This window comes from Cetobacterium sp. NK01, from assembly GCF_024506395.1.
Classification (GTDB): domain Bacteria; phylum Fusobacteriota; class Fusobacteriia; order Fusobacteriales; family Fusobacteriaceae; genus Cetobacterium_A; species Cetobacterium_A somerae_A.
In genome coordinates, this window is record NZ_JANIBO010000001.1 from 700,669 (window position 1) to 726,537 (window position 25,869).

Genomic DNA, 25,869 nt, shown 5'->3' on the forward strand with positions numbered 1-25,869 from the left:
AAAACACCTCCGTAGATATTATACCTATATTATTACATTTATTTAATTTTTTTCCTAGCTATTATTTTAATTTTTTTCAAAATTTTCTTCAATAAACTTTGTTGTAACTTTTCCCGCTCTGTATACTTTATTATCTAAAACTTCTAAATGAAACGGTATTGTTGTATCAATCCCTTCTATAATAAACTCACTTAAAGCTCTTTTCATCTTTTCTATAGCTTCTTCTCTAGTAATTCCATGAACAATAAGTTTACCTATCATTGAATCATAATAAGGTGAAATTTCATACCCTTGATAAGAATGTGAATCTACTCTCACTCCTGGACCTCCAGGAACTATATATGTTTCTAATTTTCCTGGTGATGGTAAAAATCCTGCTGTTGTATCTTCTGCATTTATTCTACATTCAATAGCATGTCCAAATAAAACAACATCCTCTTGAGAAATATTTATTCTCTCTCCTTCTGCAACTTTTATTTGTAATTTAATTATATCTATTCCTGTTACCATTTCAGTCACTGTATGTTCAACTTGAACTCTTGTATTCATTTCCATAAAATAGAAGTTATCATCTTTATCAACTAAAAACTCCAATGTTCCAGCTGAATCATAATTTATAGATTTTGCTAATTTTACAGCTGCTTCCCCCATAGCTTTTCTAACTTTTGAAGGTAACTTATATGATGGTGCTTCTTCTATTAATTTTTGATGTCTTCTCTGAATTGAACAATCTCTTTCTCCTAAATGAATAACATTCCCATGCTTATCTCCCATTATTTGAACTTCAACGTGTCTTGGGTTTTCAACAAATTTTTCAATATATACATCTGGATTTCCAAAAGCTGACTCTGCTTCTGTTTGAGCTGCAATAATTTTACTCTCTAGCTCTTCTGGAGTTCTAGCTAATCTCATTCCTTTTCCACCACCACCGGCAGTAGCTTTTATCATTACAGGGTATCCAATTCTCTCTTCAACCTCTTTTCTAGCTTCTTCTATACTTCTAATAATTCCAGTTCCATTTGTTAATGGTACCTCATTTTCAATGGCAGTTTTTCTTGCAGTAGCTTTATCTCCCATTCTATCTATTGCTTCTGGACTTGGTCCTATGAATGTAATATTATGTGTCTGGCATATTCTTGCAAATCTTGCATTTTCTGATAAAAATCCATATCCTGGATGAATAGCATTAGCTCCTGTTATCTCTGCTGCTGCCAATATATTTGGTATTTTTAAGTACGATTCTGTGCTTAAAGGCCCTCCTATACAAACTGCTTCATCCGCTAATCTTACATGTAAACTATCTTTATCTGCTTCTGAGTAAACAGCTACTGTTTTTATTCCCAATTCTCTTGCAGCTCTTATTATTCTAACAGCGATTTCACCCCTATTAGCAATCAATATCTTTTTAAACATAAAATCCTCCCAATTATCTTGCTGTGGCCTTTACTTTTAATAATATCTTACCATAGTCGACAACTCCACCGTCTTCTACAGTTATCTCTAACACCTCACCACTAACAGTAGATTTTAAAGGTGTTTTTAAACCCATTACATAAATATACCCTAGATCTTGACCTACTTTGATCTTATCTCCAATTTTTACTATATCTTTATAGAAATATTTCCCAATTCCAGTCGAAACAACAGTTTTTAAATTATCCTCTTTTTTATTTATTTCTTTTGTGACCTGAGTAGTTTCTTTAGGTAAAACTACTTTTCTTTGTGGAGATTTTTTTATTTTTATTTTTAAATTTTCATTTTCCTCATAACTAATTTCAGTAAGTCCGCACTCACTTAATACATTGATCAAATCTTCAATTTGAAACTCTTCCTTCTTCATAAGTTCCTCCATCAGTTTTTTATCACTTATTTTAACATAATTTAAAAAATCATTCAAGATAACATTACAACTGTAATTTTATCGTATAATTATACTTTTTTCTCCTAATAATTCTTCTAATTTTCTTATTAATCCAGGAGTTATCTCTATATTTAATTTAGAATTTTTTAACTCTTTATTTCCATCGATATCTATAGCAAAACTTAAAGGTACTTCACCTTTATTCTCTAGAAGAATCTCTTTTAACCTACTATATTTGTCTTTAGATTTATCATTAACTAATATGTATAATCTATTTTTTTTATTAAATTCAATAGAATTTAATGCTTTTATATTCTTTACAACTATTTTTTTATTTTCATTTCCATTAAAATAATCTATTTGAACACTTCCATCAATTAAAACAGCTTTTCCTTCAAGTTCAATATTTAAATAATCTTTATATTCTCTTGGAAAAATTATTCCGGAAATTTGATCATAGTAATCTTCTAAAACAAATGTACACATAGGTTCTTTTGTTTTTTTAGTTAGTATTTTTTTCACATCCCTTAGTATACCATAAGTTTTTATTCCGTGCAGAGAATTTTCTGTTTTTATCTCTGAAATTCCATTCATCTTATGTGTTTTTATTATCCAATCATACTTATCTAAAGGATGAGCACTATAGTAAAATCCTAAAAATTCTTTTTCTTTTTCTAATTTTTCATCAGGAGTAAAATCAGATACATCTGGAAATACAAAATTAACAACTTCTGATTTAGCTCCTCCAAAAAGGTTCATTTGTTGAATATCATCTTCCTTTATTTTCTTATTAGCATAATCAATAACTTTTTCTATTGACTCTATCTTTTGTTTTCTATTTCCAGGCAATGAATCTAAAGCTCCTGAATAAATAAGAGCCTCTATATTTTTTTTATTTAATCCTTGTCCTCTTAATCTATATATAAAATCTTCATATCTTAAAAAATTTCCATTTCTTTCAAACTCAACCTTTATTTTCTCAGCTAAACTTTCACCAACATTTTTTATTGCTGCTAGAGAAAACCTAATTCCACCATCTTCTACTGTAAATTTTGAAACAGGATTATTTACATCTGAAAGTTTTAACTTTAATTTATGTAACTTTGCATCCTCTATATAAAATGCTACATTTTCTACATTACTTTTCTCAGATGTCATAATTGATGCATAATACTCTTCAGGATAAAAACATTTAAAATAAGCTGTCCAATATGCTATTAGTGCATATGCAGCAGAATGGGATTTATTAAAACCGTACCCTGCAAATTTATCTATTAAATCAAATATTTCTTCTGCTTTTTCTTTTAAGTAACCATTTTTTATTGCTCTTTCTACGAATTTTTCTCTGTTTTCATCCATTATAGAAGCTTGTTTTTTCCCCATTGCTCTTCTTAATAAGTCAGCTTCTCCTAAAGAGTAATTAGCCATTATATTTGCTATTTTCATTACTTGTTCTTGATATAAAATAACACCATATGTTTCTTTTAAAACTTTCTCTAAAGTTGGATGTGGATATTTTATTTCTTCAATTCCATTTTTACAATTTATAAAATTTTCTACCATTCCCGATCCTAAAGGACCTGGTCTATATAAAGCTAATAATGCAATTATATCTTCAAATCTATTTGGTTTTAACTGAACTAGAATCTTTCTTATCCCCAAAGATTCTAATTGAAATACTCCTAAACTATCTCCTGTTGAAAGCATCTCATATACTTTCTTTTCATTTAAACTTATATCTTCTAATTTTATCTTTTTATTTTTACTTTCTTTTATATAATCAATTGTTCTTTGTAAATTCGTTAAGTTTCTAAGACCTAAAAAATCCATTTTTAAAAGACCTAGCTCTTCTAATTCTTTCATTTGATATTGAGTTGATATTGTATGGTCTTTGTTGTCACTGTATAGTGGTACAATTTCAATCAAAGGATCTTTTGTTATAACTACACCTGCTGCATGTATTGAAGCATGTCTAACCTTATTTTCTAATCTTTGAGACAAATTTATTAAGTTTCTAACTTCACTATCTTCTGTATATAAATCTCTTATTTCTGGATTTTCTTTTAATGCTTCTCCTAAAGTTGAAAAAGGTGGTATTAATTTAGCAATCTTATCCACTTTAACTAAACTTACATCTAAAACTCTACCAACATCTCTCAACGCAGCTCTAGCTTTCATCCTTCCAAATGTTATTATTTGAGCAACCTTATCTGAGCCGTACTTTTGAGTGACATAATCTATTACTTCTCCTCTTCTCTCTTGACAAATATCTATATCTATATCTGGCATAGATATTCTTTCTGGATTAAGAAACCTTTCAAAGATAAGATTATATTTTAATGGATCTAAATCTGTTATTTTTAGAGCATAAGCTACTAAGCTTCCTGCTGCTGATCCTCTTCCAGGACCTATTGGTATATTTTGTCCTTTGGCGTATGCTATAAAGTCCCACACAACAATAAAATATTCTTCATATCCCATTTTTAAGATAACTTCTAATTCATACTCAACCCTTTTTAGTAATTCTTCACTTAATCCAGAAGGATATCTTTGAGCTAGTCCTTGGTAAACTATTTTTCTTAAAAACTCTCCTGGGGTTTTTACACAATTTGGTATCTGATATTTAGGAAACTTTAGCTCTCCAAATTCTAAATTTAAATTACATTTTTCTGCAATTTCTTCCGTTGTATTGACTGCATCAATAAATTCATCACCTAATGAGTTTAACACTTCTATTCTACTTTTTAAAAACAACTCCTTAGTTTCAATTTTCATTCTATTTGTATCTGAAACTTTAGCTCCAGTTTGAATACATATCACTAAATCTTGTAATACATGATCTCCTTCATAAACATAATGAGTATCATTCGTTGCAACACATTTTATCTCGTATTTTTTTGAATATCTTTGAAGCTCTCTATTTAACTCTTGCTGTCCATCTATACCATTGCCTTGTACTTCTAAATAAAAATTTTCTTTTCCAAAAATATTTATATAGTTTTCTATTTTTTTTCCAACTGTCATTTCATCTTCATTTTCTAATATAGCTCTAGATATCTCTCCCTGCATACAAGCTGAAAGAGCTATTATTCCTTCACTATGCATTTTTAGAAATTCTTTATCTACACGTGGTCTATAGTAAAATCCATTTAAAAATCCTGCTGACGATATTTTTAAAAGATTTTTATATCCCGTTATATTTTTAGCTAAAAGTATCAAGTGAAAATTTCTTCCCTCTTTTTTATCCATCTGAAACTCTGAAATATATGCCTCTATTCCTATAATAGGTTTTATTCCTTTATTTATTGCACTTTTATAAAACTCTATAGCTCCATACATATTACCATGGTCTGTTATTGCTATAGCTTTCATGTTTAATTCTTTTGCTCTTTCTAAATACTCATCTATCTTTCCAACTCCATCTAGAAGACTGTACTCTGTATGTAGATGTAAATGAACAAAATTTTTATTCATCCGCTCCTCCTCTCAATGGCTTTTCCTCTTTAAAACTTCTATAAAAAACACCAGTTCCTATTAAATATAAAACTACTGTTATATAATACGGAAAGTTGTACGAAACTTTTTCCATTAAATATCCTGCAATAATCATACTTAGAGCTCTTGTTACATTAGATGACACAGAAACAATACTACTCATCAAAGCTCTGCTTTCATACTCTACAGTTTCTAAAGATATATTTTGAATAAGTGGTTGGTTTAAATTCATCAATGTCGATCTTAAAAAAAATGAGACTCCTAAAACAAAAATTCCTTGAGGAAAAGCAATTGATATTAAAAATGGTATTGATAACAATTGACAAACAACAACTGTATTTTCTCTTCCAAGAATTTTAGATATGTAAGGAACTAATAAACCTCCTATAACTAACCCTATTTGTGATAATCCCATAATAATACCTACCTTCTCATTATCTATGTTCAAGGAAAATTTTAAATATACACTAAAAAATGGTATTACTAATCCTGCTCCAAATCCAATAATCGTATTATAAATAACAAATTTTAAAGCTTGCCCACTCATAACTTCTTTAAAACCCTTAAAAAAATCTTTACTTTTATTACTTTTTACCTTATCATTAATTTTTAAATTTTTTAAAGGATAGAATCCTATTAAAATTATAAATACACACAATATATATACCAATGGAATTGATTTTTCTATTGCAAAAATTTTCCCAAAAGTTTTAATTAATTTTCCAGCACTATAACTTGCAAATACTGTTCCTAAGCTTTGACTTACAAAATTTTTGCTAAAAACTTTTACTCTTTCTTTTTCAGAAGAATTTTCAATTAAAAGAACCCCTATAGATGAAAACGGAAATCCATAGCCTATTCCCATTATACCTGTAGATAATTTTATTAAAAATGGATTAATAAAAAAACTTACACCTAAAATGCCAATAGACATAAATACTAATCCTATAGATATTGTTTTTTTAAAGCCTATTTTTGAACTCAAGTAAGCATTTATCATTGATCCTAAGGCTATTGATACACTTCCTATTGATAAAACTTGCCCTACTATGCTTTCACCATAACCTAGATTTTTAACATGTATTCCTGTAAAAACATTAAAAACTCCTGAAATAATAGCTGTTGTAACCACATTTATAAAAATTATTTTATCAATTTGCTTCAACTTTATCTCCCCCTAAAATTGACCTAATATATTATACAATATAAATCTATAAAAAAAAATACTTCCAATTAGAATTAGAAGTACAAAAAAATGAAACGACCTTCCGGGGGGGATAGAAGGCCGTTTACAGGGGGGGATTAAATAATACTTTTATAAGTATAAAGTCTTCGTTGTAACTAAAAATTATTATTAATCTTTTTAATTACACTTTTTTGACGCAACACTTTGTGGAAAAGTTTTAATCTTTTTAATTTTTTTCAAAAATATCTATATTTACTTCAACTATCGTTTTTAATTTATTCAAAGCAAATAATTTTTCAACTCCTTTTTGTGGACTTCTCCATCTATAAGGTGTCATATTAAATAAGTTTTCTATACTTTCTTTTTCTAAAATTTCAGTCTCATATTTTATGTTTATTGTTTCTAAATGATTAAATAATTTTAAGTCTTCTACTGGAGAGTAAAACTCTTTTCTTACAGAGTCATATACTACTTCTTTTAACTGTAATAAGTGATTTTCTCCTGTTGAAACTACAATTAATTTTCCACCTTTTTTTAAAGTTCTCATTTTTTCTTCAGGTATTATTTTAGCAAACATACATATTATAAAATCTAAACTTTCATTTTCTATTGGTAATGAACTTGCACTAGCTACAATCCATTCAATACTTTTATAAGATTTTGCTGCTGAAACAATCGCCTCTTTAGAAATATCAATTCCTATTATTTGGTTTTTTATATTTGATTCATCTAATTTTTCTTTAAGTCTATTTGTATAATATCCCTCTCCACAACCTATATCTAGTATTTTAACTTCTTTATTTTTTATGCTATTTAAAATAATTTCATTTACTCCATTTGATATCCCTTCATAATACCCTTTCTCCAAATAATTTTTTCTACTTAAAACCATCTCTTTATTATCTCCTGGTATTTTACTATTTTTTTGATTAGATAATAATAAATTTACATGGCCATATTTAGAAATATCAAAATTATGATTTCCTTCACATATATATTTTCTATCAATTTTTACCATTTTTTTATTACAAACTGGACAAATTATCATTTTATCTACCTCACTATTTTTTTATCTTCTATATATTATATCATATATTTTATGTTATAATATGTTAAAAAATAATGGTGGTGATCTGTTTATGAAAGAAAACTTTTTCAACGATTTTATTACAAATTTTTATGAGAAAATTGAAATAGAATTTGAAACATTAATGAAAAAAGAAAAAACAAAAAAGTTGTCTGTTGCTAATTTAGAAATTGATGTTATAGATTATTTAGATGATAGTAAGACTCCTATTATAGAAACAATCAAAGAGAATGAAAATGGCGTTGAAATATTTTTAAAAAATAAAGAACAAGCTCCTTCAGCTTACAGCATCGAAGAAATTTACCATCCTTTCTCATTAGCTGTTTTAGTTGACAAATTAATTAAAAAAAATAAATATGTTAATATACTTGAAAATTTTTATATTGAATCAGAAGAATTAGCTAAAGACTTTTTAAAAAAAGAGGATACTTCATCATTAAATATTGAATCAGAAGGTCTTGAAGTCTTAGCAATCTCTAAAGCAACTGGAATCTATAAATTAGGTGAAGGAATAGTTACTGAAATACTTTTATTAAATGATAGAGTTTTCTTAAACATAAAAAATGATGATAATGAAATTGTTATGGCTCACATTGTTGAATGCAATGCTGCTGATTTAGCTATGCTTTTAAATAACATTTTATTTCCTGAAAATAATTAAAGAAAATGGCGGTGTAGCACACCGCCATTAATATATTACTTCAAATGATTTAAATTCAGATTTATCTTCTTCATTTTCCTCTATCTCAACAACTTTACTTAAAGATGATCCTATCTTTAAATACTTTTTAAAATTTTCAACTATTCTTTCTTCTCCCTGAGCAAAAACTTCTACATCACCATTTATCATATTCTTTACAGTGCCTTTAATTCCAAGTCTTGTTGCATTTAAATATGTTGTTATTCTATATCCCACTCCTTGAACTTCACCTTTTATTATAAAATGATATGTTTTCATTTTTACCTCCTAAGAATTTATCTAGATAAAATTTCAACAATTTTTAATATTACTTTTACAGATTTCTCCATTGAATCTATTGGAATAAACTCAAATTTACCATGAAAATTATGCCCACCTGTAAATATATTCGGGCAAGGTAATCCTTTAAAAGATAATCTAGCGCCATCAGTCCCACCTCTAATTGGTTTTATAATCGGTTTTACTCCTGCTTCTAACATAGCATTTTTTGCTAAATCTACAATTTGATAAACTGGCTCAATCATCTCTCTCATATTATAATAACTATCTGTTAATGTTAGTTCTATTTCTCCATCTTTATATTTTTCTTGTAAGTATTTTACAGCACTTGTTATTAAGTTCTTTTTTTCTATAAACTTTTCCTTTGAGTGATCTCTTATTATATATTCAATTTCTGTAGTTTCTATTGTCCCTTTAAAATTAGTTAATAAGAAAAAACCTTCATATCCTTCTGTATATTCTGGTCTTTCATTGATAGGAAGCATTGAATTAAGTTCCATTGCTAATAGCATTGAATTTATCATTTTATTTTTTGATGCTCCCGGATGAATATCTCTTCCTTTTATTAAAATATTTGCTGATGCTGCATTAAAGTTTTCAAATTCTAACTCTCCTACTTCTCCACCATCAACTGTGTATGCAAATTTTGCTCCAAATTTTTCTACATCGAATAAATTTGCTCCTCTTCCTATCTCTTCATCAGGAGTTATTCCAATCTTAATCTCTCCATGTTCAATAGTTGGATTATCTTTTAGATATTTTAATGCTGCCATAATTTCAACTATACCAGCCTTATCATCTGCTCCTAAAAGTGTTGTTCCATCTGTTACGATTAATCTTTGATTTACATATTTTTTTAATTCTGGAAAATCTTTTACTGTCATTGATATATTTAAATCACTATTTAGTATAATATTATTACCATCATAGTTATCTATAATTCTTGGCTTTATATCCTTACCATTAAATGATGGTGCTGTATCCATATGTGCTATAAATCCAATTGTTGGAATATCTTTTTGTGTATTTGATGGTAGTGTCCCCATAATATATCCATTTTCATCTAATGATATATCTACTAAACCAATCTCTTCTAAATCTCTAACTATAACTCTAGCTAAATTCCATTGAATCTCACTACTTGGACACGATTTGCTTTTAGCATCTGATGTCGTATCAATTTTAACGTATTGTAAAAATTTTTCTACTAAAAAACTCATTTTTTTCCTCCCAAAATTTACTTAAAATTATTTAATCTACATATAAATTAGCATAATTTATCTGAAAAAAATAGTCTATTTTGCAAATTTATCAAAAATATGTTAACATCTTATGTAAAATAAATTTTGTGAGGTTAAAATTTGAGATTAGAAAAATATTTAGTTCAATGTGGCGTTGCTAGCAGAAAAAAAATAAAAACAGCCATAGCTGAAGGACGAGTAACTGTTAATGGAAAAATTGAAGTTAATGATGCTACTGATGTAGAATGGGGAGATGATATTATAACTTTTGATGGTATTATACCTCAAAAAAAACAATTAAAATATTATATTATGTATAAAGTTTCTGGATACATAACAGCTATGGAGGATGAAAACAAAAAAACTGTTGCTGAGCTTTTGCCAGATTATGTTGATAAAAATTCCGTTTTTCCTGTAGGAAGACTAGATCGTGATACTGAAGGACTTTTACTATTTACAAGTGATGGTGATTTAAGTCATGCTATGGCCCACCCTGATAATGATATGAAAAAAACATATTATGTTGAATTAGACAAAGAAATTTCACAAGACGATATTCTAGCTTTGGAACAAGGAGTAACTTTAGATACAAACTATAACGCTCTTCCGGGTGAAGTTGAATTTTTAGATTCTAAAAGTATTCATTTAACAATCACAGAAGGAAAATACCATCAAGTAAAAAAAATGTTAAAGGCAGTTAAAAATAAAGTTACTTATCTTAAAAGAGTAAAATTTGGTAACTTAACCTTAGAGAATATGAGTCCTGGAGAGGTTAAAGAAATTAAGAGAGAAGATATTATATTAGAGTATAAATAGAAAAGATGCTGAAAATTTCAGCATCTTTTTTTATCCAATTATTAAATAAGTTACAAAAGTTGAAAGTGCTAGTATAAATCCTATTGCTGATTCATAAGGGATTAATTTTAGTCTTTCTCCTAATTTTGTATTACTAGCTCCACCTGTACTATGGAAAAATGATCCATGAGGTAGATGATCTAAAACTGTTGCCCCTGAGTTAACCATTGCAGCACCCCAAACTGCACTTACTCCTGCAGCTAAAATAACTCCCGAAAATGTTGCTGAAGCTATTGTTGCTCCTGCTGTCGTTGATGCTGTTGCTCCTGACATTAAAGCTCCCGCTATTGGCGCTATTAATTGCTCACTGATATTTGCTTTTCCTAAAGCCGCTAATATAACATCTTTTAATGTCGAGTTTTTTATTATTCCTGCTACTGTTCCAGTACCTATAAGAAGAATTGCTACTCCTGACATCTTTTGTAATCCATATTCCATAGACTCTTTTAATTTTGATGTTTTCCCCATAGCTACTATTCCAACCAATCCTCCAACTGGAAGAGCTATTAATGGATCAATATTAATACCTGCTATCGGTCTTAAAGCTAATAATCCTATTGTTACTATTGGACCCACTATACTCCCAAAAAAACTTGGTAAATTTTCTCCACTACTCTGTTCAATTTCACTTTCTAAAACTTTTTCACCCTTTTCAACTAAAAGTTTAGCTATTAAAATTGTTGCAAATAATCCAACTATTGCTGGAATTATATTTACCCACATTACAGATGGAAGTGGTGCTCCAAAATTTTCCGCAGCTGCTATTGTATTTGGATTTGGTGATATTATATTTCCAGATTTTCCTCCACCTATCATTGCACATAGCATTGCCATTTTAGATATTTTTAATCTTTTTGCTATAGCTAAAGCTATTGGTGATACAGTTATTACTGCTACATCTATAAATACTCCTATCGCTGTTAAAATAAGTGCTGATAAAGCTAATGCAAATATAGCTCTTTTTTCTCCTAAAGTATCTATTATTGTTTCAGCTATTTTTGTAGCTGCTTCTGTTTTTATAAGTATTCCTGCTAAGATACCCGCTGTTAAAATTCTAACTATTGCTGGTGTTACATCCTTCACTCCACTAACCATTAAGTTTACTGTTTCTGGAAGAGATACTCCTCCAGCTAATCCTCCTATTATAGCACCTAAAATTAAACTATAAGCCGGATTAGCTTTTCTCATTATCAATATTATAGCTATTATTAATCCCAATACTGCTCCAAATGCTGTCATTTCTTGCCTCCTATTTTATTTTGAGTATTTTTTCTCACAAACTTTTATCAATCTAAATATTTCCTCAGTATTTCCCTTTACAAACTTTTCAGCTATCTCTTTTTTCATAGCTTCTTCTAAAGTTATCGGATAATTTATTATTGAGAAGAAACTATCTATTCCTTTTTCGTGAGTTTGTACTGCATCATCTGTTAATCCTCCTGCTAAAGCTATTACAGGAATATCAAATTTTTTAGCTATTTTTGCAACTCCCACTGGTGCTTTTCCCATAGCTGTCTGATGATCTAATCTACCTTCTCCTGTTATAACAAAATCAGCATCTTTCAACTCTTTTTCTAAACCTACTTTTTCTAATATCATATCTATTCCTGGTAATAATTTACCATTTAAGAAAGCTACTAAACCTCCTCCTAATCCACCAGCTGCTCCAGCGCCTGAAAGATTAGAAACATCTATACTCAGCTCTTTCTTTATTACTTCCGACAAATCTTCCAATCCCTTATTTAGATCTTTAACCATATCTTCAGTGGCACCCTTTTGTCTTGAATAAATCTCTGCAGCTCCTTTTGGACCATAGAACGGATTATCAACATCACAAGCCACTAAAAATCTACAATCTTTTAATTGAGGTAAACTCTTTGTTGAATCTATATATCTTACTTTAGATAATATCTCTCCTCCAAATCCTAATTCTTTTTTATTTTCATCTAAAAATTTGTAACCTAAAGCTTGTAACATACCAAGTCCAGCGTCATTTGTGGCACTTCCACCTATTCCAACTATAAATTCACGACACCCTTTTAATATTGCATCTTTTATTAACTCTCCTGTCCCATAAGTAGTTGTTTTCATTGGATTTCTTTTTTTCACTGGTATTAATGGTAATCCTGATGCTTCTGCCATCTCAATTACCGCAGTTTTTCCATCTCCCATTATTCCATATCTAGCTTCAATTTTTTCCATAAGAGGATTATTTACTGTTATTGTTACAAATTTCCCTTTTGTTCCTTCAACTAAAGAAGCTACTGTACCCTCTCCTCCATCAGCAATTGGTACTTTTATTACTTCAGCTTCAGGATATACTCTTTTTACTCCAATTTCTATTGCTTGTCCAAGTTCAAAAGAGCTTAAACTTCCTTTAAACGAATCTATAGCTACTACTACTTTCATAACTCCTCCTACAAATATTTTTAGTTATTTTACTTATTTTAGTATAGATATCCTTTTTTTTCAATACTATTTTAAAATAAAAAAGTGTTGGAAACTCCCAACACTAGATAATTATCTTCTCTGTTATACTCTTTTTTTCTTTTAAGTAACTCGCTAAATACACAAATGGTGTATCCATTGTAGCTACTATAACTTTCATAACATAAGTTACTAAAAATATCTCTACTAAAACTTCAAATGGATAAACTCCTGCAAAAGCAATTGTTGTAAAAATAAGATTATCAATTAGTTGACTTACTAAAGTACTAAAATTATTTCTTATCCATATATGCTTTTTAGCTGGAAATCTATCTTTCCAAAATTTGTAAGCCCATACATCATGTCTTTGTGAAACACCGTATGCCACTAATCCTGCAAAAAGTATTCTAGGCATAAAATCAAATATCATCTTTAAACTTTTAAAGTTTTCTGCTCCAGCCTGTACTGTACTTGGAACAAAAGACACCGCAATTTTCATTATTATAGCAGTTACAATCATACTAAAAAATCCAAGTTTAACTGCACTTTTAGCCTCTTCCTCTCCATAATTTTCAGATAATATATCAGTTACTAAAAATCCACCTGCATACATTATATTCCCCAAAGTTGTTTCAAATCCAAAAAGATTTACTAAAAGTACTACTTGAATATTTGCTAATATACTACTAATTGGAACCCAAATAAAAAGTCCTAACTTTCCAAATTTTTTATATATAAAAATTATACTAAAGAAATTTACAAAAAGCATTATTATCCATAAAATTTCATTTCTCATAACTATCTCCTTTTAAAATTATTGTTCAAAAACTCCTAAATCTTTATTATCAATTAATAACTCTACTCTTGGGTCTTCTTGTAGTTGAGTATAATTTTCTACAAACCATTTTACAAGCTCTTCATCTCTTTCAACTTCAGTTCCATTATTTATAAATATATTTATAGTTATACTTTTAAAATACTTTAATCCAAGTTCAATATCTTTTTTTATCATCTCTTTTGTTTGACCTTTTACACAAATTAAAAGACACACTGAGTATAGTTTTTTACTTAACTCTTCTATTTCTTGTGTATCTATTTTAAAGTTTTTTCCATATGAGTTTATTCTAAAATTATTGTCAAATGTCTCCATTCCCATTCTAAATCTTATGTCTACACCTTTGAAAAATTCTCTAATTTCATCTAATCTATTTTTATATCCATAATAAATCTCAAAATATAATAATTTTATATTTTTATTGTGAACAACTTCTCTAATTCTTTCTAATGTTTTTATAGGTAACTCAAATACTGAACCTGAATTTATTACCTCTAAAGCTCCAAATTCTCCTGTCACCTCTTGTAAAGTTTCTAAATTAACTTTATCTATTTCTAACTCATCAGTTGAATTATCCTCTATATAATTACAAAACTTACATTTTCCATATTTACATGGAAAACTTTTTAATAAGACTATCTCTCTTTTATTTTTATTTTCTATTTTACTATACCTAATTCCCATTTTCTTCTCCTAATTTTATTTTTAAATAAAAAAAGAGCAGGAAACTCCTGCTCAAATTTAAAAAAAGGGTACAACTCTCCCTTATATTTTAATATTTTAAGCCTAGTTTTTTTTAGATGGAGGTTTCCGAACATCTACCATATAAATTATGGATTTATACTTATTTTACTCTTAATTCTATCATAGTTTTAAAATAAAATCAATTCTATAGAATAAAAAAGAGACTGTACTCATTAAAATACAGTCTCTAAAATATTAGTTGTTAAATTTTGGTGCTGCTTCCTCTTTTATCATATCTATAAAGTTTTCTAATGACATAGATTCTTGATTTTGAGAACCAAATCTTCTTACATTTACTTCTCTATTTTCTACTTCATTTTTTCCAATTATTAATTGAACTGGAACTTTATATCTTCCATTAGCTTCTCTAATTTTATATCCAATAGATTCTGCTCTTGTATCTATCTCTACTCTTATTCCTGCAGATTTTAACTCTTCTACAACTTCTTTAGCATAAGGAACAACCTCATCATTTATAGTTAATACTTTAACTTGACAAGGTGCTAACCAAGTTGGAAATGCTCCTGCATAATGCTCTATTAAGATTCCCATGAATCTTTCTAAAGATCCATAAACAACTCTATGAATCATTACTGGTCTATGCTTTTCTCCATCTTCTCCAACATAAGAGATATCAAATCTCTCTGGTAAGTTAAAGTCTAGTTGAATAGTCCCACATTGCCAAGTTCTTCCAATAGCATCTTTAATTTTAAAGTCTAATTTTGGTCCGTAGAATGCTCCATCTCCTGGATTTAATTTATAATCTCTTCCTAATCTCTTTAAAGCTCCCTCTAATGCAGATTCAGCTTTATCCCAAATATTTTGAGATCCAATAGCTTTTTCAGGTCTTGTTGATAACTCAATTGCATACTCAAATCCAAATAATCCTCTATAGAACTTATCTATTAAGTTTACTACTCCTATAATTTCATCTTCTATTTGCTCAGGAGTCATAAAAATATGAGCGTCATCTTGCGTAAAGTTTCTTACTCTCATTAATCCATGAAGAGCTCCTGAAAACTCATGTCTATGAACAATTCCTAACTCTCCTGCTCTTATTGGTAAATCTTTATATGAATGCATTCCATGCTTATATACTAAAACTCCACCTGGACAGTTCATTGGTTTTATAGCAAATTCTGTCTCATCAATTTCTGATGTATACATATTTTCTCTATAATTCATCCAGTGTCCTGAAGTTTCCCATAACTCTTTATTTAGCATTATTGGAGTTTGAATCATCTCATATCCAGCTTTTTCATGCTCTCTTCTCCATAAATCTGTTAAAACATTTCTCATCTTCATTCCATTTGGCAAGAAGAATGGGAATCCTGGTCCAAAATCACTTGTAAAGAATAACTCTAGCTCTCTTCCTAACTTTCTGTGGTCTCTTTTTTCAGCTTCTTCTAAAAACTTTAGATGTGCTTTTAATTGAGGCTCAGTTGCAAATGCAAATCCATAGATTCTTTGTAACATTTTGTTATTAGAATCTCCTCTCCAATAAGCTCCAGCAACTGACTTTAATTTAAAAGCTTTTAAATATGATGTAGAAGGTACATGTGGTCCTCTACATAAATCAATAAAATCTCCTTGCTTATAAAACGTTAACATCTCATTAGCTGGAATGCTTTCAATAATTTCAACTTTGTAAGTTTCACCAAGATTTTTAAAATGTTCTATAGCTTCATCTCTAGTCATCTCAATTCTTTCAACTTTTATATTCTCTTTTGTAATTTTCTTCATTTCAGCTTCGATTCTTTCTAAATCTTCATCTGTAAATTGATTTTCAGGATCAAAGTCATAATAGAATCCATTCTCTATTGCTGGACCTATTGCTACTTTAGTTCCTGGGAAAAGTCTAATAACTGCTTGTGCTAATAAGTGTGCAGTTGAATGCTTTATTATCTCTTCTCCCTCTTCAGTTTCAGGAGTTATTATTTCAACATGAGCATCTCTATCTAGTACATAACTCATATCAACTTCTTTTCCATCTACTTTTGCTCCAACAGCTTTCTTAGCTAAAGAGTTACTAATTGACTTTGCAACTTCAAACATATTTACACTGTTTTCAAACTCTTTTATATCTCCACTTGGTAATATTACTTTCATGTTTTTCTCCTTTTCTTCTATAAATATATTAATCCTCTAGATCATCTATTTTAATTCCATTAAATAGGTATGTATCTGGAGTTGTCTTTTTATCTTGATCAGTTGTTGCACCCAATCCAAATATGTTACTTGTTGGGAATGTTAATAGTTTAAATTGGATAGCCATACTCCATTCATAATCTTTAGTTCTATATGAGTAATCTCTTTCGTAAGCTACTGCCCACTCATAGTATCCAAACTCTTTTCCTATCTCAACACCAAATCCATCAAATGTACTTCTTCCATTCTCTCCTTGACCTCCAAGTTGATCATAGAATTTTACATATGCTTTAGTTCTCCAACCTTCACTTGGCTTTCCAACTTTAGCATTTAAACTGAACTCATGCTCTCTTTCTGAATCTCTCCAATCTAATTTTTTCTCATCTGATACTCCATAATTTGTATAATTAGATTTTTGATTATAAATATAACCTAATCCTATTCTATTGTACGAATAGAATAATCTTCCTTCTAACTCCTCCAATGACTTCAAATAATCACCAGTCATTTCATATCTCTTATCATTTCTTTGCATCATTAAAGAAGCATGAAAACCTCTTTTATAATCTCCAAAATATGTTCTATCATCAATTATTCTATTTAAATTAAATGTTCTAGCTCTCGAGTTTTCTCTATCTTCAAGAACTTGTCTAATTCTATCTATTTCAACTTGTGATAATTGATCTGGAGTTTTATTATACTCTGAAGCTGCATATGATACTAATTCTGCATCTGTAAATCTCTTATCTTTATAAGTATAAGCTAAATAAACTATATCTGAGTTATATCTACTCAACGTAGGATTCCATTCACCTGCATTTTTATAATCTTCATAACTAGCTCTATATAAATGCTCTACATCTCCACCTACTAAATATGAAACTGAATAAGTTTTGTTTTTAGTATTAATTACTTTTTCTCCCAACTCATCTCTTTCATCTTTACCTTGAATATACTCTAAATTTAACTTATTTTTTCCAAAATCATAAGTATAGCCATATACATCTTCTCTAATTTTTTCTTCAGCATTATTTACATTCTCTATTTCCCAGATACTAGAATCTATTCTACGATTTTTATAATAGAAATAGTTATTTGCGTATCTGTAATTAGCACCATAATTTTCAAAAGTTAAATCATTATGATTTTTATCTTTTTTATTATAATCTGTAAATCTTTTATCTGAACCATATTCTAAACCAAAACTATTTTCATTATCAATTAAGAAATCTAAATTTTGATTTAAAATTTCACCTTTTTTATTGTCATTACTTGCTCTTTTTATCTCTTTATAATCAATCTTATATACAGTTTGAGTATTTCCTAAATCAAATGTAACAGTATCTGTAACCTGTTGAATATTATCCTTTTGAGCCATTCTTACATCTTTAGTAATTTTTGAATCTGAGTTATAAGAATATTCTTGGAACATATAAGTTAATCTATTTAATAAAGATAAATCTGTTTTTCTCTCTTTGTTTTCACTATTATCAAATATAGTTATATCATGAGTAAATCCAGCTCTATATCTAGTTGAACTATCATCTGTCGATATCTCTTTATCAGCTAAATTATCATAACCTTTATCATACTGATCAAATCTTACATTTCCATACACTTCTAGATTTCCAAGTCTTGATAGCGATAGTTTTTCATCAGATAAACCTACTTCATAGAAATTTGAGTTATTTACATATATTCTATATGCATTTCTATCCCAAGGATTATTTATATCACCATAGTGATAAATCCCTTCTCTATCCCATATCTCCTCTTTTGTATTACCTCCAGCTATTGTTAGCTTTAACGAATCATACATAAAGTCCACGTAAGCTCTATTCTCAGATGTTTTATTATAAATAATATTTTCATATCTATTATATTGTAAATCTCTATAGTTATCAGTTTTTTTAGTTCCATCAAATAAAGCAGTTCTTCTAAATGGATCATTTTGTAGGTTTAGTTTATGTTCAAACTCAGTATAATCATACCCAACTTTATAGAATACATCTTTATATAAATGATACTCACCTAAAGAGGTCTTTAAATCTTTGCTATCATATATACTATATTGTTCTACAGTCCATGGAGTATAATCAAACTTTATTCCATAAAAACCTTGATTATCTAATTTACTAAAATTTGGATCTCTTTCCCAAGAGTTTAACTCTCTGAATTTATTTCCTGTTTTATCATCATAAGATATATTAATCTTATTTACTTTATCATTAAAATTAAATCCAAAATTCTCAGCTCTTGACTGCAAATCTTGTTTTGTAGATCCTGGATCCATATCATAAAGATAGTTATAATATGCTCCTACTGAATATCTATCATTCTCTTTCTTTATAGATACATCACTTGTTAAATCATAGTCTGCTGATGATCCATAGTCCATATCATCCAATTGATCTGCAACTATAACTCCATAAACTTTTTTATCAGAAACAAGATTTACATCAGCTTTAATACTAATATCTTTATCTGTTCCTAAATTTGTTAATTCAGTATTCAGTGTATAAAAACCTAAACTACCACCACGATCAGGAATTCCGTCATAATATTTCCAATTATTTCCTAGTCGACCTTGATTTCCTGTACCATAGAAATATTTATCTATTGCATCATCTAAAGTTGGAATCATGTTATATGTTGCATTCTTATAATTTAAATTAAGGAATCCATATTCACCAGAATAGTTATGATTATAATTTAAATCCCATCTATTGAAGTTTCTTTCTACATCATTTCCATCGGCTTTTTTATCTATTAACCAATCATTAATATTTAATTGTCCTTTTCCATAGGTTCCTAAATCATACCAATTTTCCATTCTACCTATTAAAAGTCCTATTCTATCTCCAAATTTTGGTGCTATACCACCTTTAAATTTACTATCTTTATCTCCCCATAAAACTCCTGATGTTATAAACCATCCGTAGTCATCATCATTTCCCCAACTTGGAAATAAAGGAACTTCTGAACCTTGTCTTATATTAAATCTATACCAAGGTAATGAAAATGGGATTACATCTGTATCTCCTATGAAAAGATTTGTATTTCTAAAGGTTACTTGTTTATCTGGTTCAATTACTATTGTGTCAGATTGTAAATGGTAACCAACTTCTTCTGGGTTTCTATTCTCAAGAATTTTAGGATCTGTTGTAAACCAAGCATCTCTTAAATAGGTTTTCCCATTTAAATACTCTGTTTTATTTCCACCAAAATAGATTCTATCATTTGGCTTTTCTGCACCAGTTACCTGGCCAACTTCAAGATATCCAAAACTTTTACCAAAACTTCCAGTTTTTCCCTCTGTATCAAACTCTCCATTTAGTGAGTCCATTCTCAATTTTCCTGTAGGCTCGTCTGCTTCTAGATAGAACTCTCCTGGAATATAAGCTCTATTTTTTTCTCTGTCAACTTTAACTTCAAAAGCTTTTAACTTTAAAGATCCATATCTTACATTTACTCCGTCTGTCGAAGTCATCGTATCTGAATTCAGGTCTATCTCAACTTCATTTTGTAAATCATCAATCTTTTCTGTTTGTGCTTTTAAACTGGTTATAGCAACAACCATTAAAGCTAAAATTAAATAGATTTTACTTTTCATTGGCCCTCCCATTTTCCCATTTTATGTTGATTTCAATTATACCATAAAACAAAAAAGGTTGCCAGTAGCAACCTTTTTATTTATTATTTTAATAAGAATTCAATTTTTCTAAAAGCTCTGACTTTTGTCTTAACCCAACGATTTGATCAACTTTAACTCCATCTTTGAATATAATCATTGTTGGAATACTTCTAATTCCGTAATCTCCTGCTAAGTCTCCACTTTCATCTACATTTACCTTACAGATTTTTGCTTCAGTTTCTCCTGAAAGCTCTTCTAAAATTGGCGCTAACATTTTGCAAGGCCCACACCAATCAGCCCAGAAATCAACTAATACTAATCCTTTTGATTCAATAACTTCACCTTTAAAATTTGAATTATTTAAACTTAAAACCTTTCCCATTTTTTCCTCCTTAATATGGAAAATATTCCTTTAAATATATTTGTACTTTAACATAGACAACTATTTTTGTCAATTTTAATTTACTACCTATTTATAGAACTTTTTTAATAGATTTCCTTTTTTTTCTTTATCTTTTAATCCTTTAATTATAACTATACCTTTTTCTATATCTCCAATTAATATTCCAGATGATAATTCATTATTTTTAAAGTTTAATTTTTTATAGATTAAATCATCATAATCTCTTTCACAAATAGAATCTTGAGTTTCTAAAACGCCGCCTGCTGAGAATATTTTTGTCCCCATTCCTTCAAAAGTAACCGGTTGTATTTTATCTTCATATTTTTCATCAATTCCAATAGAATTAAGTCCAGCTACTTTTCCTTGATCTGAAGATATTTGCCACAATCCAATTACATTTCCCTTATATTCAGCCACATCTCCACAAGCATAAATATCTTTTATAGAGGTTTCCATTTTTTCATTAACAATTATTCCTCTATTAATAGCAATACCTGCTTTTTCAGCTAACTCTTTATTAGGAATTATTCCTGAACTAATTATAACAATATCTGCTTTGATTACTTCTCCGCTATCTAAATGAATTCCCTCTACTTTTTGAGTCCCATCAAATTTTTCTGCCTTAGAGTTTTTATAAAGTTTTATATCACTTTTATTAATACATGTTTCAAATATTTTTGACCCTTCTTCATCAAGTTGTCTTGGAAGCATTCTTTGCATCATCTCAACAACAGAAACTTCTAATCCTAATTTCTGAAGTCCACATGCTGATTCTAATCCTAAAACTCCTCCACCTATTACAACAGCTTTTTTCTTTCCAATGCAATAGTTTTTAATTGCATCTACATCCTCATTATTTCTAACAGTAAATATTCCTTCTAAATGAGAGTTACCAATGCTTGGAACCATAGCTCTTGCTCCTGTAGCTATAACAAGTTTATCGTACGATACTTCTTGTCCATCTTCTGTTTTAATAATTTTATTTCTAGAATCTATATCTTCCACTGTTTTTTTCAAAGAGATTTCAATTTTTTTATCTTTATACCACTCTTCTGGTTTTACTAAGAATTTTTCTCTTGAAATATTTTCTCCAATCATTTCAGATAGTAGTGTTCTATAATATGGATACTCTTTCTCTTTAGATAAAATAACTATCTTAGCTTTGTCATTTCTTTCTCTAATTACTTGAGCAGTGGATAAAGCTGCAATTCCTCCACCTATTATAACTATTTTTTCTTCAGCATCACTTTTTTCAATTTTTTTATCTAGCGGTGACGGTACAAAGAATTCTTTTCCAACTCCACATGCTGGGCAAACCTCTGGGGGATCAATTTGAACATAAGATTCTCCACAAACACTACATGTCCATCTCATTAATTTTCTATCTGGATTTAAATTCTCCATAACTGTATCCACCACCTTTTCTGGGAGTGTTTTTAAACACATATGCTTTGCAAACTCTTTTCCAAATTCAAATGCTGTATCTAAATCTTTTCTAGATGCTCTAAAGTTAACTTTCATCCCATCTATAACACGCATTCTAAGTTCTTTTAATCTAGAAATTATATTAGGAACAGCTTCTCCGCTCCACCCGTAGCTTCCAAATGCTGATACATATTTTCCACCATGAACAATTGGATTTAACGATGTTAAAAGATTCCAAATAACTGGTAATGTATCTCCATTTATAGTACAACTTCCAAATAGTATCCCATCTGCCCATTGAAATTCTCTTAAAATCTCACCTTCTAATTTTCCAAAGTTATCTATATTTAAATCATAACTTTTTACTTCTATAGTAGAATTGTAATCTTTTATTCCTTTTTCAATTTCTTGAGCTAGCTCTCTTGTGTATCCATAAGCTGTTGCATACGGGATTATAATGCTTTTAAATTCATTTGGATTTTTTACTGTTGACCAATTTTTATATGTTTGTATCATTTTATCAATATCAATATCTAGAACAGGACCATGTCCAGGAAGTATTGCATCAATCTTTAAATCTTTAATTTTTTCAATTCCTTCTAGCATATATTTTCTAAAAGGTGAAAATATACACATATAATAGTATCTTAAAGCAACCATATAATCTTTATGTCTTTCAACTGGAACTTTTGATAATAATATACCATCAAAGCTAAAATGAGACCCAAAGGAATCGCATGTCACTAAATATTTGTCCTCTTCTATGTAAGTATACATTGAATCTGGCCAATGTAAAAATGGTGCTGATATAAATTTCAACGTTTTATTTCCTAAAGATATAGTGTCATCTTGGCCTACAATTATATGAGGAAAATCTTTATTTAATATACCTCTTAAAAACTCAATTGTATTTTTTGATCCAACAACTTTAGCATTTGGTGCTAAATCTAATAATTTTCCAACAGATCCTGAATGGTCTGGTTCTGTATGGTTTAATACGATGTAATCAATTTTACTGATGTCATCTAAACATGTTTTTAATCTCTCTAAAAACTCTTGGAATTTATTTTCTTTTACAGTTTCAAAAACCGCTATTTTCTTATCTCCCTTAACTAAATAAGAGTTATACGTTGTCCCAAATTGAGTTTCCATAATTACATCAAATACTTTCAGATCTGGATTCAATGCTCCAATCCAATAGATTCCATCTTTTAATTTAAAAGAGTTCATAAGCCCACCTCGATATTTATTTACCTTCCTTTTCTCTTTCAGCTTGAGATTTTGTTACATAGTATGGCTCAAGAGTAAATAAATTATCCTCTTTATTTTCAGCTAATTCAGCTAATAAAGAAGCTCTAGATATATTTAAAGATTTTTTAATAAATATACATTTATCTCCTAGTTTTTCTCTTATTATATCTTCGTATGCAGATGCTCCATCTCCAACAAATACAGTTTGTTCATCCACAATATTTAATATATTCTCTAATTCTTCAGCCATATATTCTCCATCTAACATAAAGGCATCATTCTTTTTCTTATATACTCCAGAGAATACTCTTTCCTTTCTTGCATCTAACATTGCTATAACTTTTTTATCACCATTATACGTATTAGCAAGTAAATCTAATTCATTTATTCCAGCAATTGGCTTTTTTAAGGCATATGCTAATCCTTTAGCTAACCCTACTCCAATTCTTATTCCAGTAAATGAACCTGGTCCTGTACTTACAGCAATTTTATCAATCTCTTTTTTATCTATTCCAGTTAAATTAAATAATGTATCTATTGTTGTCATTGTTATTGCTGAGTGATTTTGCTTTACATTTAAAGTTATTTCTCCAACAACACCTTTTTTATTATCATAGATAGCTACTGTTCCTATATTTGTAGATGTATCAATTGCTAAAATCAACATATTTTAACATCTCCTCCTCTTTTTCTTTATCTCCTATATACTCTAAACTAACGCTTCTAACCTCTTGCTCTTCTATATCTAAAGCATATTCAAACTCTATCTTTATATATTTTTTAGGCAACTCACTTTCAATTATATTTGCCCACTCTATAAGAGCTACTCCATCATTATTTATGTAATCTTCATAACCAATTTCATAAATCTCTTCTGGACTTCCTAATCTATACACATCAAAATGATAAAGAGGCAATCTTCCATCCAAATACTCTAAAACGTAGTTAAATGTCGGACTTTTCAAACTATCATCTATTCCAAAAGCTTTTGCAAAATTTTTTGTAAACGTTGTTTTCCCTGTTCCTAAATCACCTATTAGCGCCACTACTGTATTTGGTGAAACATAATCTGCTAGTTTTTTAGCTAATATATTGATTTCATCAAATGTTAATATTTTTTTCATAATTCACCTATCCTTGTATCTTATTAACTATATTCGTTGTAGACTTCCCCTCTACAAACCCTAAAATTCTAACTTCTCCACCATTTTTCTCTACAATTTTTGTTTCTGGAAGATCATCCTTTGTATAATCTCCTCCTTTTACATGAATTGAAGGTTTTAATTCATCTAATAACTCACAAGGAGTATCCTCTTCAAATATAACTGTATAATCTACAGCTTTTAAACCACAAAGCATTTCAGCTCTATCTAATTCACTATTAATTGGCCTACTTTCACCTTTTAATCTTTTTACAGACGCATCTGAATTTACTCCAACAACAAGTATATCCCCTTGTCTTTTAGCCTCATTTAAATATGTTAAATGTCCTACATGTAGAATGTCAAAACATCCATTTGTAAAAACTACTTTTTTATTTTGTATCTTTAACTCTTCTATTATTTGTGCCGCCATATCTCTTTTTAAAATCATATATACTCTCCTATTATGCTATCTTTTTATGTTTTCTATTATACCATAATTTTTAAACTTATATACATCTCCTAGTTTTTTTTCTTATCTCATGTTAAACTATTTTAGAGGTGATTTTTTTGAGAATTTTAGGTATTGATCCTGGTACTGCAATCGTTGGGTATTCAATTGTAGATTATAAAGAAAATAAAATTAATTTGATAAAATACGGATGTGTTTTCACTGATAAAAATCTTCCTATGGAAGATAGACTTTTACAAATTTTTAACGAACTTGAAGAGATTATAGATTTTTATGCTCCACAATTCATGGCTGTTGAGGAACTTTTCTTTTTTAAAAATAATAAAACAGTTATTAGTGTTGGACAAGCTAGAGGTGTTATAATCCTAGCTGGTAAAAAAAATAATTTACAAATAGAAAGTTATACACCACTTCAAGTTAAAATGGGTATTACTGGTTATGGTAAAGCAGATAAAAAACAAGTACAACTTATGGTTCAAAAAATTTTAAAGTTAGAAGAAATTCCTAAACCTGACGATGCCGCTGATGCTATTGCTGTAGCTATTACACATATCAACTCTCTTACAAACTCTTTATACGCTCCTAAAGTAGCCGCGTCTGTAAAAGTTGAAAAAGAAATCAAAAGCAACCGAATGACCGCTAAAGAATTTAGAGAACTTCTTTTAAAAAAATAAAACGCTAGAA

21 protein-coding genes and 1 riboswitch are annotated in these 25,869 nt (G+C 28.9%); of the genes, 3 read left to right on the plus strand and 18 right to left on the minus strand.

The window, feature by feature from the left end; genetic code table 11:
• Positions 1-66 precede the first annotated feature (66 nt).
• The 5 genes from accC to NON08_RS03430 form a co-directional block, all read right to left on the minus strand.
• Positions 67-1,413 (minus strand): acetyl-CoA carboxylase biotin carboxylase subunit, encoded by a 1,347-nt coding sequence (gene accC / locus NON08_RS03410; protein WP_256690081.1) that lies wholly within the window; start codon positions 1,411-1,413, stop codon positions 67-69.
• 13 nt (positions 1,414-1,426) lie between these two features.
• On the minus strand, positions 1,427-1,840 hold the full coding sequence (locus NON08_RS03415) for an acetyl-CoA carboxylase biotin carboxyl carrier protein (protein WP_256690082.1): 414 nt from the start codon (positions 1,838-1,840) through the stop codon (positions 1,427-1,429).
• Between the two features lie 78 nt (positions 1,841-1,918).
• Positions 1,919-5,335, minus strand: coding sequence for a DNA polymerase III subunit alpha (locus tag NON08_RS03420; protein WP_256690083.1), 3,417 nt, complete (start codon positions 5,333-5,335; stop codon positions 1,919-1,921).
• Positions 5,328-6,521 (minus strand): MFS transporter, encoded by a 1,194-nt coding sequence (locus NON08_RS03425; RefSeq protein WP_256690084.1) that lies wholly within the window; start codon positions 6,519-6,521, stop codon positions 5,328-5,330. Before NON08_RS03425 ends, NON08_RS03420 begins: the two co-directional genes overlap by 8 nt.
• Before the next feature lie 247 nt (positions 6,522-6,768).
• Positions 6,769-7,590 carry a methyltransferase domain-containing protein gene (locus tag NON08_RS03430; protein ID WP_413774017.1) on the minus strand — a complete coding sequence of 274 codons (822 nt, stop codon included), beginning with the start codon at positions 7,588-7,590 and terminating at the stop codon, positions 6,769-6,771.
• Positions 7,591-7,681: 91 nt separating this feature from the next.
• Here NON08_RS03430 and NON08_RS03435 point away from each other — a divergent pair, with 91 nt between their 5' ends.
• On the plus strand, positions 7,682-8,290 hold the full coding sequence (locus NON08_RS03435; RefSeq protein ID WP_256690086.1) for a hypothetical protein: 609 nt from the start codon (positions 7,682-7,684) through the stop codon (positions 8,288-8,290).
• Between the two features lie 27 nt (positions 8,291-8,317).
• Here the strand turns inward: NON08_RS03435 and NON08_RS03440 are convergent, their stop codons facing one another.
• Together NON08_RS03440 and pepT are read right to left on the minus strand one after the other, a co-directional pair.
• The gene (locus tag NON08_RS03440; protein WP_256690087.1) at positions 8,318-8,587 is read right to left on the minus strand and encodes an acylphosphatase; all 270 of its coding nucleotides are present in this window, start codon (positions 8,585-8,587) and stop codon (positions 8,318-8,320) included.
• 17 nt (positions 8,588-8,604) lie between these two features.
• On the minus strand, positions 8,605-9,828 hold the full coding sequence (gene pepT, locus NON08_RS03445) for a peptidase T (protein ID WP_256690088.1): 1,224 nt from the start codon (positions 9,826-9,828) through the stop codon (positions 8,605-8,607).
• A 141-nt stretch (positions 9,829-9,969) separates the two neighbouring features.
• Here pepT and NON08_RS03450 point away from each other — a divergent pair, with 141 nt between their 5' ends.
• Entirely contained in the window at positions 9,970-10,665 is a 696-nt protein-coding gene (locus tag NON08_RS03450) for a pseudouridine synthase (RefSeq protein ID WP_256690089.1), read from the plus strand.
• 30 nt (positions 10,666-10,695) lie between these two features.
• On the opposite strand, the gene NON08_RS03455 is transcribed toward NON08_RS03450, so the two are convergent.
• From NON08_RS03455 to rfaE2, 11 genes are all read right to left on the minus strand, one after another.
• Positions 10,696-11,943 carry a GntP family permease gene (locus NON08_RS03455; RefSeq protein WP_256690090.1) on the minus strand — a complete coding sequence of 416 codons (1,248 nt, stop codon included), beginning with the start codon at positions 11,941-11,943 and terminating at the stop codon, positions 10,696-10,698.
• 15 nt (positions 11,944-11,958) lie between these two features.
• Positions 11,959-13,113: a glycerate kinase gene (locus NON08_RS03460; RefSeq protein ID WP_256690091.1), complete on the minus strand. Its 1,155-nt coding sequence runs from the start codon at positions 13,111-13,113 to the stop codon at positions 11,959-11,961.
• 103 nt (positions 13,114-13,216) lie between these two features.
• A complete protein-coding gene (locus NON08_RS03465; protein ID WP_256690092.1) occupies positions 13,217-13,927 on the minus strand; it encodes a queuosine precursor transporter in 711 nt (236 codons plus the stop codon).
• Positions 13,928-13,945: 18 nt separating this feature from the next.
• A complete protein-coding gene (locus NON08_RS03470; RefSeq protein ID WP_256690093.1) occupies positions 13,946-14,650 on the minus strand; it encodes a radical SAM protein in 705 nt (234 codons plus the stop codon).
• 96 nt (positions 14,651-14,746) lie between these two features.
• Positions 14,747-14,791: riboswitch (PreQ1 riboswitch) on the minus strand.
• 114 nt (positions 14,792-14,905) lie between these two features.
• The gene (thrS, locus tag NON08_RS03475) at positions 14,906-16,819 is read right to left on the minus strand and encodes a threonine--tRNA ligase (RefSeq protein ID WP_256690094.1); all 1,914 of its coding nucleotides are present in this window, start codon (positions 16,817-16,819) and stop codon (positions 14,906-14,908) included.
• 28 nt (positions 16,820-16,847) lie between these two features.
• The gene (locus NON08_RS03480) at positions 16,848-20,471 is read right to left on the minus strand and encodes a hypothetical protein (protein ID WP_256690095.1); all 3,624 of its coding nucleotides are present in this window, start codon (positions 20,469-20,471) and stop codon (positions 16,848-16,850) included.
• An 88-nt stretch (positions 20,472-20,559) separates the two neighbouring features.
• Positions 20,560-20,874 carry a thioredoxin gene (trxA, locus tag NON08_RS03485; protein WP_023051537.1) on the minus strand — a complete coding sequence of 105 codons (315 nt, stop codon included), beginning with the start codon at positions 20,872-20,874 and terminating at the stop codon, positions 20,560-20,562.
• 87 nt (positions 20,875-20,961) lie between these two features.
• A complete protein-coding gene (locus NON08_RS03490; protein WP_256690096.1) occupies positions 20,962-23,550 on the minus strand; it encodes an FAD-dependent oxidoreductase in 2,589 nt (862 codons plus the stop codon).
• Between the two features lie 16 nt (positions 23,551-23,566).
• On the minus strand, positions 23,567-24,238 hold the full coding sequence (gene tsaB / locus NON08_RS03495) for a tRNA (adenosine(37)-N6)-threonylcarbamoyltransferase complex dimerization subunit type 1 TsaB (RefSeq protein ID WP_256690097.1): 672 nt from the start codon (positions 24,236-24,238) through the stop codon (positions 23,567-23,569).
• Positions 24,219-24,695 carry a tRNA (adenosine(37)-N6)-threonylcarbamoyltransferase complex ATPase subunit type 1 TsaE gene (tsaE, locus tag NON08_RS03500; protein ID WP_256690098.1) on the minus strand — a complete coding sequence of 159 codons (477 nt, stop codon included), beginning with the start codon at positions 24,693-24,695 and terminating at the stop codon, positions 24,219-24,221. The genes tsaB and tsaE overlap by 20 nt, the downstream gene beginning before the upstream one ends.
• 7 nt (positions 24,696-24,702) lie before the next feature.
• On the minus strand, positions 24,703-25,164 hold the full coding sequence (gene rfaE2, locus NON08_RS03505) for a D-glycero-beta-D-manno-heptose 1-phosphate adenylyltransferase (RefSeq protein ID WP_256690100.1): 462 nt from the start codon (positions 25,162-25,164) through the stop codon (positions 24,703-24,705).
• 119 nt (positions 25,165-25,283) lie between these two features.
• Here rfaE2 and ruvC point away from each other — a divergent pair, with 119 nt between their 5' ends.
• A complete protein-coding gene (gene ruvC, locus NON08_RS03510; RefSeq protein WP_256690102.1) occupies positions 25,284-25,859 on the plus strand; it encodes a crossover junction endodeoxyribonuclease RuvC in 576 nt (191 codons plus the stop codon).
• Positions 25,860-25,869 lie beyond the last annotated feature (10 nt).

What these genes read in the sequence shown, in the direction of transcription:
- NON08_RS03465 (WP_256690092.1), bottom strand. Translation starts at nt 13,927, where the DNA reads ATGAGAAATGAAATTTTATGGATAATAATGCTTTTTGTAAATTTCTTT.
- NON08_RS03435 (WP_256690086.1), top strand. Translation starts at nt 7,682, where the DNA reads ATGAAAGAAAACTTTTTCAACGATTTTATTACAAATTTTTATGAGAAA.
- tsaB (WP_256690097.1), bottom strand. Translation starts at nt 24,238, where the DNA reads ATGTTGATTTTAGCAATTGATACATCTACAAATATAGGAACAGTAGCT.
- thrS (WP_256690094.1), bottom strand. Translation starts at nt 16,819, where the DNA reads ATGAAAGTAATATTACCAAGTGGAGATATAAAAGAGTTTGAAAACAGT.
- NON08_RS03430 (WP_413774017.1), bottom strand. Translation starts at nt 7,590, where the DNA reads ATGATAATTTGTCCAGTTTGTAATAAAAAAATGGTAAAAATTGATAGA.
- NON08_RS03480 (WP_256690095.1), bottom strand. Translation starts at nt 20,471, where the DNA reads ATGAAAAGTAAAATCTATTTAATTTTAGCTTTAATGGTTGTTGCTATA.
- tsaE (WP_256690098.1), bottom strand. Translation starts at nt 24,695, where the DNA reads ATGAAAAAAATATTAACATTTGATGAAATCAATATATTAGCTAAAAAA.
- NON08_RS03440 (WP_256690087.1), bottom strand. Translation starts at nt 8,587, where the DNA reads ATGAAAACATATCATTTTATAATAAAAGGTGAAGTTCAAGGAGTGGGA.
- trxA (WP_023051537.1), bottom strand. Translation starts at nt 20,874, where the DNA reads ATGGGAAAGGTTTTAAGTTTAAATAATTCAAATTTTAAAGGTGAAGTT.
- NON08_RS03455 (WP_256690090.1), bottom strand. Translation starts at nt 11,943, where the DNA reads ATGACAGCATTTGGAGCAGTATTGGGATTAATAATAGCTATAATATTG.
- NON08_RS03490 (WP_256690096.1), bottom strand. Translation starts at nt 23,550, where the DNA reads ATGAACTCTTTTAAATTAAAAGATGGAATCTATTGGATTGGAGCATTG.
- accC (WP_256690081.1), bottom strand. Translation starts at nt 1,413, where the DNA reads ATGTTTAAAAAGATATTGATTGCTAATAGGGGTGAAATCGCTGTTAGA.
- NON08_RS03470 (WP_256690093.1), bottom strand. Translation starts at nt 14,650, where the DNA reads ATGGGAATTAGGTATAGTAAAATAGAAAATAAAAATAAAAGAGAGATA.
- NON08_RS03460 (WP_256690091.1), bottom strand. Translation starts at nt 13,113, where the DNA reads ATGAAAGTAGTAGTAGCTATAGATTCGTTTAAAGGAAGTTTAAGCTCT.
- rfaE2 (WP_256690100.1), bottom strand. Translation starts at nt 25,164, where the DNA reads ATGATTTTAAAAAGAGATATGGCGGCACAAATAATAGAAGAGTTAAAG.
- NON08_RS03415 (WP_256690082.1), bottom strand. Translation starts at nt 1,840, where the DNA reads ATGAAGAAGGAAGAGTTTCAAATTGAAGATTTGATCAATGTATTAAGT.
- pepT (WP_256690088.1), bottom strand. Translation starts at nt 9,828, where the DNA reads ATGAGTTTTTTAGTAGAAAAATTTTTACAATACGTTAAAATTGATACG.
- NON08_RS03420 (WP_256690083.1), bottom strand. Translation starts at nt 5,335, where the DNA reads ATGAATAAAAATTTTGTTCATTTACATCTACATACAGAGTACAGTCTT.